Source organism: Enterobacter sp. BNK-34, from assembly GCF_048684445.1.
GTDB classification, from domain to species: Bacteria; Pseudomonadota; Gammaproteobacteria; order Enterobacterales; family Enterobacteriaceae; genus Enterobacter; species Enterobacter pseudoroggenkampii.
Map to the genome: position 1 here is coordinate 4550403 of NZ_JBLQUA010000001.1, position 14927 is coordinate 4565329.

A 14927-nucleotide genomic window follows, 5' to 3' on the forward strand; every position below is an offset into this window, starting at 1 on the left:
GAAATATCAGTACCCACGTATAGGGAGTGGTTAAACGGCTTAACGACGGGCCAACAGCAGCCCCAGCACCAGGCCTACGGCAGCACCTACTCCAATGCCCTGCCACGGTTTTTCATGCACGTAATCATCGGCACGGTACACCGCTTTTTTAGCGCGGTAGTAGTAGGTATCAGACGCATGGCTGACGCGGTTTTTCACTTCATGCAGCGCCTGCTCGGCGCGGGCTTTTAGCTCAATATATTTCTGATCGGCAGGGTCGCCCGAGGAACGTAACACCTCTTCCAGCGTTTCGCTCAGTAAGGCCAGGTCGTCGTCGATACGGGTATCCCAGGATTGAAATGACATATTTTTCTCCATGTTAGTACACCAGTCCGCTAACTATAGCCAACGACTCGCTATTACGCCTGCTTCGCTTCTCGCGCCATGCCGACGTGGGGAATACCATCTTCATCGTACACCTCGGTGACGGGCACGAAACCAAAGTGGCCGTAGAAGGACTGCAGGTGCGCCTGCGCACCCAGGTATAACGCCTTGTTCGGCCACTGTTTCTGGCACGCCTCCAGCGTTTTTTCCATCAGCTGATAGCCGAGTTTTTCACCACGCGCGCTACCGCTGATGATGACGCGGCCAATGACAACAGGCTCAAAATCGTCTTCGCTTTTCAGAATCCTCGCATACGCCACCAGCTCGTTATCCCGCCAGCCGAGGATATGGCGGTTCTCGCCAACGAGGTCATCGCCGTCTATGTCCTGATACGGGCAGGTCTGTTCAACCACAAACACTTCGCAGCGCAGCTTCAGCAGGGCGTAAAGTGAATGAACGGTGAGGTCACTATGGTGTAAATCTTGCCACTGGATCATGTCAGTCTCCTTCCTGGGGTTCATCACGTTATACTAAACCCCTCCCCGTTCGGCAAAGGGCTGATTGCGTTATGGAACTGATTTTTCTGGGTACGTCCGCTGGCGTGCCAACCCGCTCACGGAACGTGACGGCGATCCTGCTGGATCTTAAGCACCCCACCCGCGGTGGGCTGTGGCTGTTTGACTGTGGTGAAGGGACGCAGCATCAGCTGTTACATACCGTTTATCACCCCGGCAAGCTGGATAAAATTTTTATTACCCATCTGCATGGCGACCATCTGTTTGGCCTTCCCGGTCTGCTGTGCAGCCGCTCGATGGCCGGTAACGCCAACCCGCTGACGATTTACGGGCCAGTGGGTATTCGCGAATTTGTTGAAACCACGCTGCGCCTGAGCGGGTCGTGGACCGATTATCCGCTGGAGGTCGTTGAGATTACCGAAGGCCTGGTATTCGATGACGGGGATTATCGGGTTACTGCTCAACCACTTAATCATCCAGTGGAATGCTATGGCTACCGTATTGAAGCGCATGACAAACCCGGCGCGCTGGATGCCGCTGCGCTGATGGCCGACGGCGTAAAACCCGGACCGCTGTTCCAGCGTCTGAAGCACGGTGAGACCGTCACGCTGGAGGACGGGCGCGTCATTAACGGCCAGGATTATCTCGCCGCACCGCAGCCCGGCAAGAAGCTGGCAATTTTTGGCGACACGGCCCCGTGCCCGGCGGCGCTCACGCTGGCCCAGGGCGTGGACGTGATGGTGCATGAAGCGACGCTTGAAAAGGCGATGGAAGAGAAAGCCAACAGCCGGGGACACAGCTCCACGCGTCAGGCGGCGCAGCTTGCCCGTGACGCGGGCGTCGGGAGGCTCATCGTCACCCACGTCAGCTCGCGCTACGACGCGCGGGGATGCGCAAGCCTGCTGGCAGAGTGCCGCACGCTGTTTCCGGAATGTGAGCTGGCCGAAGATTTCGCTCAGGTCAGCGTTTAGTCCTTCATTTTTCCCTCAGGATGCCGATAACGATTAAAAGGTCAGCATTTCTCTCGAGGGTAGAATGGATAATTTCCAGAAAGATATTGATGACAGGGCGAATCTGACCCTGTCGAACCGTTTTGAACTGTTGCTGTTCCGTCTTGGCACCTCTCTGAACGAAAATAAATCTGAGCTGTTTGGCATTAACGTCTTTAAGCTGCGTGAAATTGTGCCGATGCCGGAGTTCACGAAACCCGCCGGGATGAAGTCACCGCTGATGGGAATGGTGAATATTCGCGATCAGGTGATCCCGGTGATTGACCTGGCCGCCGTGGCGGGCTGTAAGCCCACCACCGGGCTGAACATTCTGCTGATCACCGAATACGCGCGCAGCGTGCAGGCGTTTGCCGTGGAATCGGTTGAGAACATCATGCGTCTGGACTGGAAGCAGGTGCACGCGGCGGAAACCGCCGTCAGCGGCCGCTACATCACCAGTATCGCGTGTCTTGACGAGAAGACCGATACCAACGATCTGGCGATGGTGCTGGACGTTGAGCAGATCCTGTATGACATCACCCCGGCCAATCACGATCTGCACGCCACGAACCTGAAGACCACCAAATTCCATATCAAGCCAGGCGCTGTCGCCATCGTCGCGGAAGACTCCAAAGTGGCGCGCTCGATGCTGGAGAAAGGTCTGCAGGCAATGGAGATCCCGGCCCAGCTGCATATCACCGGCAAAGAAGCGTGGGAGAAAATTGGCGTGCTGGCGGCACAGGCCCAGGCTGAAGGGGTTCCCATCACCGATAAGATCGCGCTGGTGCTGACCGACCTCGAAATGCCAGAAATGGACGGCTTTACGCTGACGCGCAAAATCAAAACCGACCCGGTACTGAAAGATATTCCGGTGGTGATCCACTCTTCCCTTTCCGGCAACGCCAACGAAGACCATATTCGCAAGGTGAAGGCGGACGGGTATGTGGCGAAGTTTGAGCTGAACGAGCTGTCGTCAGTGATTGAGGAAGTGCTGGACCGCTCGATGAAGAAGATTGACGGGCCGTTGATTAGCCGGAAGCAGCTGGCTTAAGCATGGTGCGGGCTGGTGCCCTCACCCCGGCCCTCTCCCACAGGGAGAGGGAGAAAACCATAAAAAAACCCGCCGAGGCGGGTTTTTTGTTTTTACATTAATGGCATTGCTCGCTGCACGATCTCAATCAGCGGTTGCGGATAGATACCGAAGATCAGCACCAGCAGCGCGGAGATAAGCACTACGATACCACCGGCGCTGTACTGCCAGTTGGTTGGGGCATCGCGGTTGAGCTGCTGAGGCGCGCTCAGGTACAGGCTCACGGCCACGCGCAGGTAGTAGTAGAGACCAATCGCGGAGCCGATCACCACGCCCGCAGTCAGCCACCACAGGTGCGCCTGCACACCGACGGCCAGCACGTAGAACTTACCGATAAAGCCGAGCGTCATCGGAATACCTGCCAGAGAGAGCATCATCACCGTCATCACTGCGGACAGGATCGGACGGTGCCAGAACAGACCACGGTAGGAGAACAGTGAATCGGCATCCGGACCACGGTACGGGCTGGACATCAGACTCACCACGCCGAAGGCGCCGAGGCTGCTGAACAGGTAACCGGCCAGATAGACGCCCACGGCTTCCATCGACATCTCACCGCTCTGCAGCGCAATCAGCGCCACCATCAGGTAGCCCAGATGAGAGATAGACGAGTAGCCCAGCAGACGCTTGATGTTGGTCTGGCTCAGCGCCATCAGGTTACCGAAGATGATGGAGACGAACGCGATAATGCCCAGCACCACGCGAACCGCTTCGCTGTCACCTACCGGTGCGTACAGGAACAGACGCATGACCACACCGAAGATAGCGATTTTGCTCGCCGTCGCCAGGAAGGTCGACACCGGAGCCGGAGCGCCCTGGTATACGTCTGGCGTCCACAGGTGGAACGGAACCAGAGAGAGTTTAAAGCCGAGACCAACGATCATCATGCCCAGACCCGCCAGCAGCAGCGGCTCATGCAGCATGCCGTCACCGAGGCTCTTGCCGAGCGCCATGAAGGAGAGGTTACCGGACTGTGCGTACACCAGCGCAATACCAAACAGCAGGAACGAGGACGCCGCCGCAGACAGGATGGTGTACTTGATGCTTGCTTCCAGGGAGCGCTTCTGGCGGAAGGCGTAACCAATCAGACCGAACAGCGGCAGAGAGATCAGCTCAATGCCGAGGAACAGCGCGGCCAGGTGGTTCGCATTCGCCAGCAGAATGCCGCCCAGCGCGGCAATCAGAACCAGCAGGTAAAACTCTTCTTTGTTGTCGTTGTAGCCTTCGAGCCACGGGTACGCAAAGGTACAGGTTGCCAGGCTCGCCAGCAGCACCAGACCGGTATACAGCATGGCGTAACCGTCAACGCGCATCAGCGGGGTGACGTCCATCGCCCCACCCTGACCAACAAACCAGAGAGAGACTAACGCGGCGTTCAGGCCGATGACCGACAGCGTGGCATTCAGGAAGTGATTGCGTCGCCACGCAATGGAGAGCATCACAACCACCACCGTCAATCCGACGATCAGCAGCGGTAGCAGCGCGATCAGTTGTTGTGGAGTTATTGTCATGGCGAATTACGGCCTTGTAGTAGAAACAGAATTAACAAACCACTGCTGGATATTGCCCATCGCGCTGTGCGAGGTATCCAGAATCGGCTGCGGGAAGAAGCCCAGCAGCACCAGCAGTACGACCAGCAGCAGGATGATGAACAGCTCACGCAGCGACATCCCCGGCAGTTCTTGTGCAGCAATTTCGCTCTTCGCTTTACCGAAGTACGCGCGGTGCAGCATCGCCAGCGAGTAGACGGAAGCGAACACCAGACCAAAGGTGGAGATCACGGTAATCACCGGTACCACTTTGAAGCTGCCGAACAGAATCATAAATTCGCCGACGAAGTTACCGGTACCCGGCATCCCCAGAGTCGCCACCGCGAAGAACATGGAGAGCGCTGGCAGCCACTTAATTTTGCTCCACAGACCGCCCATCATACGCATGTCACGGGTGTGCAGACGTTCATACAGCTGGCCGCACAGAATGAAGAGACCGGCTGCGGACAGACCGTGCGCAATCATCTGGATCACCGCCCCCTGGTACGCCAGCTGGCTGCCGGTGTAGATAGCAATCAGCACGAAGCCCATGTGGGAAACGGAGGTGTAGGCAATCAGACGCTTGATGTCGTACTGCGTGAAGGCCATCCAGGCACCGTAGAAGATACCGATCACACCCAGCCACATGGCAATCGGTGCGAATTCTGCGGAGGCGTTCGGGAACAGCGGCAGAGCGAAACGCAGCAGACCGTAGGCCGCCGTTTTCAGCAAGATGCCCGCCAGGTCAACGGAACCCGCCGTTGGTGCCTGAGAGTGCGCGTCTGGCAGCCAGCCGTGCAGCGGAACCACCGGCATTTTCACCGCGAAGGCGATGAAGAAGCCCAGCATCAGCAGGTATTCAACGCCGTGGGACATTGGCGTCTTCAACAGTTCTTCGTAGTTGAAGGTCCAGGTTCCGGTCGCGTTATGGTGAACAAACACCAGCGCCAGAATGGCAATCAACATCACCAGACCACTCGCCTGGGTATAGATGAAGAACTTGGTTGCCGCCGTGATACGCGTTTTACCGTCGGACGCCTTGTGGCCCCACAGCGCGATCAGGAAGTACATCGGCACCAGCATCATCTCCCAGAAGAAGAAGAACAGGAACATGTCGATGGCAAGGAACACGCCGATCACGCCGCCCAGGATCCACATCAGGTTCAGGTGGAAGAAGCCCTGGTATTTTTCGATTTCACGCCAGGAGCAGAGTACCGCCAAAACACCGAGCAGACCGGTCAGCACCACCATCAGCAGCGACAGACCGTCAATCGCCAGGTGGATCGTAATGCCGAAACGTGGGATCCACGGCAGGATGAACTCAGACTGCCACTGCGGAATGCCCGCAGACTGGGTCAGTGAGTAACCGCCCTGCAACCACAGTTGCAGGCCAAGCGCGAGCGTCAATCCCATGGTGATCAGCGCAATCCAGCGCGGCATCTTCACGCCAAAGCGTTCAGTCTGCCAGCACAGGAAGCCGCCGATGAAGGGAATTAATATTAGCCAGGGTAGTAACATGGCGATTTACATTCCTTTTTAAGGCCCCCAGTAGGGGCCTGATTTTCAACGAATTCGAATAAAATTCACTTAACGATCAACGCAACACCATCAGCAGCGCCAGCACGACAACCGCACCGATGCTCATGGACGCCACATACCAGCGCAGGTAACCGTTCTCGCTGTACAGCAGGCCTTTACCTGCAAAGCGGGAGAGGATCGCCGGGATATTCATCAGGCTGTTCAGTGGGTCGCGCTTCACCAGCCACGCAATGCCCAGGAACGGCTTAACGAAGATCATGTCGTACAGCCAGTCGAAGCCCCACGCGTTGTACCACCAGGTGCCCAGCAGGCGGCCTGGCGCACTGTTGGCAACGGCAGTCACCAGCGTACGTTTGCCCAGCCACAGCCATGCAGCGATCAGGATGCCCACGATAGCGACCACACCGGAGGTGATTTCAAGCGTCAGAACGCGACCGTGCTCAAGCTCGGTGGTGTCTGGCAGTACGCCCTGCAGCGGCGGCACAATCATCGCGCCAACGAAGGTGGACAGTACCAACAGCACAATCAGCGGCAGGTGATGGGTAATCCCCTTCCCTGCGTGAGCGTGAATTTGTTCTTTACCGTGGAATACGATGAAAATCATACGGAAGGTATACAGGGAGGTCATGAACGCACCGACCAGACCCGCAACCATCAGATTGATATGACCATTCGCCATGGCACCCGCAAGGATTTCGTCCTTACTGAAGAAGCCCGCGGTGATCAGCGGCAGTGCCGCCAGCGCCGCGCCGCCCACCAGGAAGCAGACATAAACCAGCGGAATGGACTTACGCAGTCCGCCCATTTTGAAGATGTTCTGCTCGTGATGGCAGGCCAGGATCACCGAACCGGATGAGAGGAACAGCAGCGCTTTAAAGAACGCGTGCGTCATCAGGTGGAAAATGGCTGCGTCCCACGCCTGAACGCCCAGCGCCAGGAACATGTAACCAATCTGGCTCATGGTGGAGTACGCGAGGACGCGTTTGATGTCGGTCTGCACCAGCGCGGCAAAGCCTGCCAGCACCAGCGTGACCGCACCGACGATACCCACCAGATGCAGAATTTCCGGGGTCATCAGGAACAGGCCATGGGTACGCGCAATCAGGTAGACACCGGCGGTGACCATGGTCGCAGCGTGGATCAGCGCGGAGACAGGGGTTGGACCCGCCATCGCGTCGGCCAGCCATGTCTGCAGCGGCAGCTGCGCGGATTTACCCACAGCACCACCCAGCAGCATCAGCGTTGCCCACCACAGCATGTTGTTACCTGCAGCGAAGTGCGCTGGCGCCAGTTCCACCATTTCGCGGAAGTTCAGCGTGCCCAGTTCGTTGTAAAGAATGAACAGCGCGAAAGCGAGGAAGACGTCACCCACGCGGGTCACGATGAACGCTTTCATGGCCGCTGCGCCATTCTTCGGATCGGTATAGTAGAAACCGATCAGCAGGTAAGAACACAGACCCACGCCTTCCCAGCCCAGATACATCAGCAGCAGGTTATCGGCCAGGACCAGAACCACCATGCTGGCGATAAACAGGTTGGTGTAGGCGAAGAAGCGGGAGTAACCCTCTTCACCGCGCATATACCAGGAGGCGAACATGTGGATCAGGAAGCCAACGCCGGTAACCACGGAAAGCATGGTCAGCGAGAGGCCGTCCAGCACCAGGTTGAAACCGATGTTGAAATCACCGACCGACATCCAGGTCCACAGCGGCACGCTGAAAGGCTGACGCCCGTTGTTAAAGAAGTCGATACCCGCATACGCTGTCACCAGCGCGGCCAGGCCAACAGAGCCCATGCCAACGGTTGCAGACAGATTCTCAGACCAGCGGCCGCGAGAAAACGCCAGCAGCACGAAGCCAATCAGCGGGAAAATAATGGTTAAGGCAAGCATGTTCATCCACGCAACTCACTTACTGAATCGATGTTCAGATTCTGGCGGCGACGATGGAGCTGCAGCAACAGCGCCAGGCCAATACTCGCTTCGGCAGCCGCGAGGCTGATGGCGAGAATGTACATCACCTGACCATCGGTCTGGCCCCAGTAGCTTCCGGCGACCACGAAGGCCAGCGCGGAGGCGTTAATCATGATTTCCAGCCCGATCAGCATAAACAGCAGATTGCGGCGGATAACCAGACCGGTCAGACCCAGAACGAATAAAATCGCAGCGAGGATCAGTCCATGTGTTAAGGGGATCATGCGCGCTCCTCCGTTTTTCTTTTCGCGCGGTCGTCAGTGCGGTTGCTCAGCACCTCGCCAGCACGCTCTTCACGGCCAACGTGGAAAGCCACAACCAGACCTGCCAGCAGCAGCATTGAGGCCAGTTCCACTGCCAGAACGTATGGGCCAAAGAGCGTGATACCGACCTCTTTCGCGCCAATCGGCGTGCCGTCGATGCCCTGATCGTTAACACCCAGAATGGCGTAAACGATCACCACCAGCATGATGGCCGACAGAATTGCCGGGCCAATCCACACCTGCGGTTTTAACCACTGACGTTCCTGCTCAATTTCAGAGCCGCCCAGGTTCAGCATCATCACCACGAACACGAACAGCACCATAATGGCCCCGGCGTAGACGATGATTTCCAGCGCACCGGCGAAGTGCGCGCCCAGTGCAAAGAACACCCCGGAAATGGCCAGCAGCGAGATGATTAAGTACAGCAGCGCATGCACCGGATTGGTGTGCGTGATCACTCGCAGCGTAGCCAGGATGGCGATAAGGCCACAGATATAAAAAGCGAATTCCATTGCCCTCTCCTTACGGTAACAGGCTCTTGACGTCGATAGGCTTAGCTTCGTTCTCTGCTTCGCCCTTATCTTTGCCGTCGATTGCCATACCCGCCATCCGGTAGAAGTTATATTCCGGGTATTTGCCCGGACCGGAAATCAGCAGATCCTCTTTCTCGTACACCAGGTCCTGACGCTTGTACTCACCCAGCTCGAAGTCTGGAGTCAGCTGAATCGCCGTGGTTGGGCACGCTTCTTCACACAGACCGCAGAAGATGCAGCGTGAGAAGTTGATGCGGAAGAACTCAGGGTACCAGCGGCCGTCTACCGTCTCGGCTTTCTGCAGAGAGATACAGCCTACCGGACACGCTACCGCACACAGGTTACAGGCAACGCAGCGCTCGGAACCGTCCGGGTCGCGCGTCAGCACGATACGGCCACGGTAGCGCGGCGGCAGATATACCGGCTCTTCCGGGTACATCCGGGTTTCGCGTTTGGCAAACGCGTGCAGGCCGATCATCCAGATACTGCGTACCTGGGTACCGAAGCCTACCAGTAATTCTTTTAAGGTCATGGTCTATTGCCCCTTATGGCTGCTGCCAGAGAATGACAGCGGCCGTTACCAACAAGTTGACGAGCGTCAGCGGCAGGCACACTTTCCAGCCGAAGGACATTACCTGGTCATAACGCGGACGCGGTAACGCTGCGCGAATCAAAATGAACATCATCATGAAGAACGCGGTTTTCAGCGCGAACCAGATGAACGGCGGTAAGAACGGGCCATGCCAGCCACCGAAGAACAGCGTTACCATCAACGCGGAAATGGTGACAATACCGATGTACTCGCCCACGAAGAACAGACCGAATTTCATACCGGAATATTCGATGTGGTAACCGTCGGCCAGTTCCTGTTCGGCTTCTGGCTGGTCAAACGGGTGACGGTGACACACGGCCACGCCCGCGATGGCAAAGGTGATAAACCCAAAGAACTGCGGAATAACGTTCCAGATGTCGGCCTGGTTGTTGACGATGTCGGTCATGTTGAATGAACCGGCCTGCGCCACCACGCCCATCAGGGAAAGACCCAGGAACACTTCGTAGCTCAGGGTCTGCGCGGAAGCACGCATCGCCCCCAGCAGCGAGTATTTGTTGTTACTGGACCAGCCTGCGAACAGGACCGCGTAAACCGCGAGGCCTGCCATCATCAGGAAGAACAGAATGCCGATGTTCAGGTCAGCGACCACCCAGGTCGGGCTGACCGGCACGATAGCAAACGCCAGCAGCAGCGAGGTGAAGGCGATCATCGGTGCCAGAGTAAAGATCACGCGATCCGAGAAGCGCGGGATCCAGTCCTCTTTAAAGAACATCTTGATCATGTCCGCGACCAGCTGGAGTGAACCACCCCAGCCCACGCGGTTCGGTCCGTAACGGTTCTGGAACAGACCGAGCAGACGACGTTCACCAAAGCTCATGAACGCGCCGCAGGTGACCACCACCAGCAGGATAACAACCGCTTTCAGAATGCTCAGCAGGATGTCGATAAGATCCGGCGTTAACCAACTCATGCTTTTGCCTCCTGCAGGTTATCAAGACGCGCACCCGCCAGAACCGGCGCGATGCCAGGCATACCCATCGGCAGACCGACCTGCCCTGCTGTCAGGCTTTCAGAAATAATCAGCGGCAGGCTGATGGTCTGGCCGTCATAGCTAAAGGCGATGTTCGCACCCGCGTTAACGCCAAGCTTCGCGGCATCCGCCGGGTTAAGCTTGATGTACGGCTGCGGCATACGGGTCTGGAAGACCGGTGAACGCTGGGACAGCTCGTCGCTACCGAACAGGTGGTAGTACGGCGCAATACGCCAGCTACCGTCCTGCGCCTGGAAGCTCGCCGGTACGGTGGTGAAGAAGTCCAGACCGGTTTCAGAAGCTTCAATCAGACGCACGCCCGGATCGCCGTGGCGCAGGGAGCCGCCCACTTCAGCCTGGAACTTGTTCCATGCCTGCGGGGAGTTCCAGCCCGGTGCCCATGCGAACGGGATTTGCGAACGCGGCGCAGACGGCTGGTTATTCCCTTCCATGGAGAAGGCGAACATGGTGTCTTTATCCTGCGGCTGGCGCGGTTCGTGCACGCTGATATTGGCGCGCATTGCGGTACGGCCGCTGTAGCGGTGCGGTTCACGCGCCAGTTTCTGGCCGCGAATGCGGAAGCTTGCTTCAGGCGCGGCATCTTTAATGCCTGCCAGCTGAGGCAGTTTTTCGACTACCGCGTCGATAACGTGGTCGAGCTGCGTCCAGTCCACTTCACGGCTCTGCACGGTGCTGTGCAGGGAGTGCAGCCAGCGCCAGCTCTCCAGCATCACGGTGTTGCTGTCGTAGTACGCCGGGTCATAAACCTGGAAGAAACGCTGGGCGCGGCCTTCGTTGTTAATAACCGTACCGTCGCTTTCTGCGAAGCTTGCCGCAGAGAGCACCAGGTGAGCTTTGTCCATAATCGCGGTGCGCTGATGGTCAATGACCATCACCAGCGGCGCTTTGGAGAGCGCGGCGTCAACGCGAGCGGCAGAGGCGTGGCGATGCAGGTCGTTTTCCAGCACCACAACGGCGTCAGCAGAACCGGATTCCAGTTCGCTTAACGCAGCTTCCAGCGAGCCGCCGCCGATCATGCCCAGACCAATGCTGTTCACCGCACGGGCAATCATGGTCACGCCGACGTCAGCACCGCGGCCTTTCAGGGCTTTGGCCACGTTGGCTGCCGCCTGAATGATCTCCGCGCTGCCGGCGTTGGTCCCGGAAATAATCAGCGGTTTCTTCGCACCTGCCAGGGCCTGAACAATCACGTCAACCTTGTTCTGCAGGTCGCGATCCAGTTCTACCGCCGGTGAGCTGTTGTCCAGCGCGTGGGCAATGGCAAAGCCAAGGCGCGCCTGATCTTCAACCGGTGCGCAGTAGGTCCACGCCGCGATGTCGTCCAGACGGGTGTTGTCGACGTTGGTCACAAACAGAGGATGCTTCGCGCGCTGACCGATGTTCAGGATCGCCGCAATCTGCCAGTCAGCCACTTTCTGCGCCGCTGCCATTTCACGTGCTTTACCCTTCACCGCCTGACGAACCGCCAGGGCCGCGCGGGCGCCGGTCTGGGTCAGGTCTTCACCCAGCACCAGGACCGCATCATAGGATTCGATTTCGCGCAGCGCAGGGGTATGGATACCGCCTTCACGCAGCACTTTCAGTACCAGCTGCAGACGTTCCTGCTCGCCCTGGGCGATGCCGGTATAGAAGTTTTCCGCCCCGACCAGCTCGCGCAGCGCGAAGTTGCTTTCGATGCTGGCCCGCGGGGAGCCGATACCGATCACTTTCTTCGACTGGCGCAGAATATCTGCCGCGCCCTGCATCGCCTGTTCAGCGTTCAGGGTAATGAAGTCGTCGCCACGGCGCTGAACCGGCTGACGCGGACGGTCTTTCAGGTTCACATAGCCATAGCCGAAACGACCGCGGTCGCAGAGGAAGTAGTGGTTAACGGTACCGTTGTAACGGTTTTCGATACGGCGCAGTTCGCCGTAGCGCTCACCCGGGCTGGTGTTACAGCCGAGGGAACACTGCTGGCAGATGCTTGGCGCAAACTGCATGTCCCATTTACGGTTGTAACGCTCGGAGTGAGTTTTATCCGTAAAGACGCCGGTCGGGCAGATTTCTACCAGGTTACCGGAGAATTCGCTCTCCAGCACGCCGTCTTCCGGACGACCGAAGTAGACGTTGTCATGCGCGCCATACACGCCCAGATCCTGACCGTCTGCATAGTCTTTGTAGTAACGCACGCAGCGGTAGCAGGCGATGCAGCGGTTCATTTCGTGAGAGATGAACGGCCCCAGGTCCTGGTTACGGTGGGTACGCTTGGTAAAGCGATAGCGACGGAAGCTGTGACCGGTCATCACGGTCATATCCTGAAGGTGGCAGTTACCGCCCTCTTCACAAACCGGACAGTCGTGCGGGTGGTTGGTCATCAACCACTCCACCACGCTTTCGCGGAACTGTTTGGCTTCTTCGTCATCAATCGAAATAAAGGTGCCTTCGGTGGCTGGCGTCATACAGGACATCACCAGGCGACCACGCGTGTCTTCCGCGTTTTGATATTGCTTCACCGCACACTGGCGGCAAGCACCGACGCTGCCCAGCGCCGGATGCCAGCAAAAGTACGGAATATCGAGGCCAAGAGACAGACAAGCTTCCAGCAGGTTGTCCGCCCCGTTGACTTCGTATTCTTTGCCGTCTACATGAATCGTAGCCATTAGCATGCTTCCAGTTGGCTCGGTCGAAACCGAGCGTTAATCAAAATTCTTGTCGTTACCAGCGCGCTTTAAGCAGGTTCGGCTGAATCCCATTGATCGCATGGGTATTGCTGAACGGCTGCTTGATGCCTGCTTCGAACTCGTCGCGGAAATATTTGATCGCGCTCTGCAGAGGTTCGACGGCACCCGGTGCGTGGGCACAGAAGGTTTTACCCGGGCCTAAGAATCGACACAGTTGCTCAAGCGTCTCGATATCCCCAGGCTGGCCTTCGCCACGTTCGATTGCACGCAGGATCTTCACGCTCCACGGCAGACCATCACGGCACGGTGTACACCAGCCGCAGGACTCGCGGGCGAAGAACTCTTCCAGGTTACGCACCAGCGAGACCATGCCGATCTCGTGGTCGACGGCCATCGCCAGCGCCGTACCCAGACGGCTGCCTGCTTTACCAATGCTTTCGAATTCCATCGGCAGGTCAAGGTGGGCTTCGGTCAGGAAGTCAGTCCCTGCCCCACCCGGCTGCCAGGCTTTGAATTTCAGGCCATCGCGCATGCCGCCCGCGTAGTCTTCAAGAATTTCACGTGCGGTAGTACCGAACGGCAGTTCCCAGACGCCAGGATTTTTAACGCGACCGGAGAAGCCCATCAGCTTGGTACCGGCATCTTTGCTTGAGGAGATGCCCTGATACCACTCCACGCCGTTGGCGAGGATAGCCGGAACGTTACACAGGGTTTCGACGTTGTTTACGCAGGTCGGTTTACCCCATACGCCGGAGCTTGCCGGGAACGGTGGCTTGGAACGCGGGTTCGCGCGGCGGCCTTCCAGGGAGTTAATCAGCGCGGTTTCTTCACCGCAGATGTAACGCCCGGCGCCGGTGTGCACGAACAGTTCGAAGTCAAACCCGGTGCCCAGGATGTTTTTACCCAACAGGCCCGCTTCGGTGGCTTCGGCAATCGCACGACGCAGGTTTTCCGCCGCTTCGATGTACTCACCGCGCAGGAAGATGTAGCCACGGTACGCTTTCAGCGCAAACGCGGAGATCAGCATGCCTTCCACCAGCAGGTGCGGCAGTTGTTCCATCAGCAGGCGGTCTTTATAGGTGCCCGGCTCCATTTCATCGGCGTTACACAGCAGGTAACGGATGTTCATGGATTCGTCTTTTGGCATCAGGCTCCACTTCAGACCGGTGGAGAAGCCCGCACCGCCGCGCCCTTTCAGGCCAGACTCTTTAACCGCGTTAACGATGTCGTCCGGCGCCATGCCGCCAAGGGCTTTACGCGCGCCGGCATAGCCGTTTTTGCTCTGGTATTCGTCGAGCCATACCGGCTGTTTGTCATCGCGCAGACGCCAGGTCAGCGGATGCGTCTCAGCAGTACGAATTACAGTTTTCATTTGTACTGCTCCAGCAGGTCAGGAATCGCTTCCGGCGTCAGATGGCTGTGAGTGTCCTCATCAATCATCATGGTCGGCCCCTTGTCGCAGTTACCCAGGCAGCAGGTTGGCAGCAGAGTAAAGCGTCCATCGAACGTGGTCTGGCCCGGCTTGATATTGAGCTTCTTCTCAATCGCAGCCTGAATGCCCTGATAACCGGTGATGTGGCAGACTACGCTGTCACAGTAGCGGATCACATGGCGGCCTACCGGCTGACGGAAGATCTGGCTGTAGAACGTGGCTACGCCTTCTACGTCACTTGCCGGAATACCCAGCACTTTCGCGATCTCATAGATCGCCCCATCCGGCACCCAACCACGCTGTTTCTGTACGATTTTCAGCGCTTCAATGGACGCCGCACGCGGGTCTTCGTAGTGGTGCATCTCGTGCTCAATGGCGGCACGTTCTGCTTCACTCAGCTCAAAAGCCTCGGTTTGTGGTTGTTGATTCTCGTGCATA

Annotated in this window: 14 protein-coding genes; 2 read left to right on the forward strand and 12 right to left on the reverse strand. The window is 57.7% G+C overall.

Going from position 1 to position 14927, the window contains the following annotated elements; all coding sequences use genetic code 11:
- Nucleotides 1-39: 39 nt before the first annotated feature.
- Together elaB and ACMGG5_RS22355 are read right to left on the reverse strand one after the other, a co-directional pair.
- Nucleotides 40-345: a stress response protein ElaB gene (gene elaB, locus ACMGG5_RS22350; protein WP_008500219.1), complete on the reverse strand. Its 306-nt coding sequence runs from the start codon at nucleotides 343-345 to the stop codon at nucleotides 40-42.
- Nucleotides 346-398: 53 nt separating this feature from the next.
- Complete coding sequence (locus ACMGG5_RS22355) at nucleotides 399-860, reverse strand: GNAT family N-acetyltransferase (protein WP_420278534.1); 462 nt, start codon at nucleotides 858-860, stop codon at nucleotides 399-401.
- Between the two features lie 71 nt (nucleotides 861-931).
- On the opposite strand from ACMGG5_RS22355, the gene rbn reads away from it, so the two are divergent.
- Nucleotides 932-1849, forward strand: coding sequence for a ribonuclease BN (gene rbn / locus ACMGG5_RS22360; protein WP_420278535.1), 918 nt, complete (start codon nucleotides 932-934; stop codon nucleotides 1847-1849).
- 64 nt (nucleotides 1850-1913) lie between these two features.
- Nucleotides 1914-2918: a chemotaxis protein gene (locus ACMGG5_RS22365; RefSeq protein WP_024908219.1), complete on the forward strand. Its 1005-nt coding sequence runs from the start codon at nucleotides 1914-1916 to the stop codon at nucleotides 2916-2918.
- Nucleotides 2919-3010: 92 nt separating this feature from the next.
- Here the strand turns inward: ACMGG5_RS22365 and nuoN are convergent, their stop codons facing one another.
- The 10 genes from nuoN to nuoE form a co-directional block, all read right to left on the reverse strand.
- Nucleotides 3011-4468 (reverse strand): NADH-quinone oxidoreductase subunit NuoN, encoded by a 1458-nt coding sequence (gene nuoN / locus ACMGG5_RS22370; RefSeq protein ID WP_061714719.1) that lies wholly within the window; start codon nucleotides 4466-4468, stop codon nucleotides 3011-3013.
- Between the two features lie 6 nt (nucleotides 4469-4474).
- Complete coding sequence (gene nuoM / locus ACMGG5_RS22375; protein WP_024908970.1) at nucleotides 4475-6004, reverse strand: NADH-quinone oxidoreductase subunit M; 1530 nt, start codon at nucleotides 6002-6004, stop codon at nucleotides 4475-4477.
- A gap of 76 nt (nucleotides 6005-6080) precedes the next feature.
- Nucleotides 6081-7922, reverse strand: a complete 1842-nt coding sequence (gene nuoL, locus ACMGG5_RS22380; RefSeq protein ID WP_420278536.1) for an NADH-quinone oxidoreductase subunit L — start codon at nucleotides 7920-7922, stop codon at nucleotides 6081-6083.
- Nucleotides 7919-8221: an NADH-quinone oxidoreductase subunit NuoK gene (gene nuoK / locus ACMGG5_RS22385; protein ID WP_003861496.1), complete on the reverse strand. Its 303-nt coding sequence runs from the start codon at nucleotides 8219-8221 to the stop codon at nucleotides 7919-7921. Before nuoK ends, nuoL begins: the two co-directional genes overlap by 4 nt.
- Nucleotides 8218-8772: an NADH-quinone oxidoreductase subunit J gene (gene nuoJ / locus ACMGG5_RS22390; RefSeq protein ID WP_008500212.1), complete on the reverse strand. Its 555-nt coding sequence runs from the start codon at nucleotides 8770-8772 to the stop codon at nucleotides 8218-8220. The genes nuoK and nuoJ overlap by 4 nt, the downstream gene beginning before the upstream one ends.
- A 10-nt stretch (nucleotides 8773-8782) precedes the next feature.
- On the reverse strand, nucleotides 8783-9325 hold the full coding sequence (nuoI, locus tag ACMGG5_RS22395; RefSeq protein WP_003861491.1) for an NADH-quinone oxidoreductase subunit NuoI: 543 nt from the start codon (nucleotides 9323-9325) through the stop codon (nucleotides 8783-8785).
- A gap of 13 nt (nucleotides 9326-9338) precedes the next feature.
- A complete protein-coding gene (gene nuoH, locus ACMGG5_RS22400; RefSeq protein ID WP_047346615.1) occupies nucleotides 9339-10316 on the reverse strand; it encodes an NADH-quinone oxidoreductase subunit NuoH in 978 nt (325 codons plus the stop codon).
- Nucleotides 10313-13036, reverse strand: a complete 2724-nt coding sequence (nuoG, locus tag ACMGG5_RS22405) for an NADH-quinone oxidoreductase subunit NuoG (RefSeq protein ID WP_420278537.1) — start codon at nucleotides 13034-13036, stop codon at nucleotides 10313-10315. The genes nuoH and nuoG overlap by 4 nt, the downstream gene beginning before the upstream one ends.
- Nucleotides 13037-13091: 55 nt before the next feature.
- A complete protein-coding gene (gene nuoF / locus ACMGG5_RS22410; protein WP_008500209.1) occupies nucleotides 13092-14429 on the reverse strand; it encodes an NADH-quinone oxidoreductase subunit NuoF in 1338 nt (445 codons plus the stop codon).
- A complete protein-coding gene (nuoE, locus tag ACMGG5_RS22415; protein WP_006176513.1) occupies nucleotides 14426-14926 on the reverse strand; it encodes an NADH-quinone oxidoreductase subunit NuoE in 501 nt (166 codons plus the stop codon). Before nuoE ends, nuoF begins: the two co-directional genes overlap by 4 nt.
- Nucleotide 14927 lies beyond the last annotated feature (1 nt).

What these genes read in the sequence shown, in the direction of transcription:
- elaB (WP_008500219.1), bottom strand. Translation starts at nt 345, where the DNA reads ATGTCATTTCAATCCTGGGATACCCGTATCGACGACGACCTGGCCTTA.
- ACMGG5_RS22355 (WP_420278534.1), bottom strand. Translation starts at nt 860, where the DNA reads ATGATCCAGTGGCAAGATTTACACCATAGTGACCTCACCGTTCATTCA.
- rbn (WP_420278535.1), top strand. Translation starts at nt 932, where the DNA reads ATGGAACTGATTTTTCTGGGTACGTCCGCTGGCGTGCCAACCCGCTCA.
- ACMGG5_RS22365 (WP_024908219.1), top strand. Translation starts at nt 1,914, where the DNA reads ATGGATAATTTCCAGAAAGATATTGATGACAGGGCGAATCTGACCCTG.
- nuoN (WP_061714719.1), bottom strand. Translation starts at nt 4,468, where the DNA reads ATGACAATAACTCCACAACAACTGATCGCGCTGCTACCGCTGCTGATC.
- nuoM (WP_024908970.1), bottom strand. Translation starts at nt 6,004, where the DNA reads ATGTTACTACCCTGGCTAATATTAATTCCCTTCATCGGCGGCTTCCTG.
- nuoL (WP_420278536.1), bottom strand. Translation starts at nt 7,922, where the DNA reads ATGAACATGCTTGCCTTAACCATTATTTTCCCGCTGATTGGCTTCGTG.
- nuoK (WP_003861496.1), bottom strand. Translation starts at nt 8,221, where the DNA reads ATGATCCCCTTAACACATGGACTGATCCTCGCTGCGATTTTATTCGTT.
- nuoJ (WP_008500212.1), bottom strand. Translation starts at nt 8,772, where the DNA reads ATGGAATTCGCTTTTTATATCTGTGGCCTTATCGCCATCCTGGCTACG.
- nuoI (WP_003861491.1), bottom strand. Translation starts at nt 9,325, where the DNA reads ATGACCTTAAAAGAATTACTGGTAGGCTTCGGTACCCAGGTACGCAGT.
- nuoH (WP_047346615.1), bottom strand. Translation starts at nt 10,316, where the DNA reads ATGAGTTGGTTAACGCCGGATCTTATCGACATCCTGCTGAGCATTCTG.
- nuoG (WP_420278537.1), bottom strand. Translation starts at nt 13,036, where the DNA reads ATGGCTACGATTCATGTAGACGGCAAAGAATACGAAGTCAACGGGGCG.
- nuoF (WP_008500209.1), bottom strand. Translation starts at nt 14,429, where the DNA reads ATGAAAACTGTAATTCGTACTGCTGAGACGCATCCGCTGACCTGGCGT.
- nuoE (WP_006176513.1), bottom strand. Translation starts at nt 14,926, where the DNA reads ATGCACGAGAATCAACAACCACAAACCGAGGCTTTTGAGCTGAGTGAA.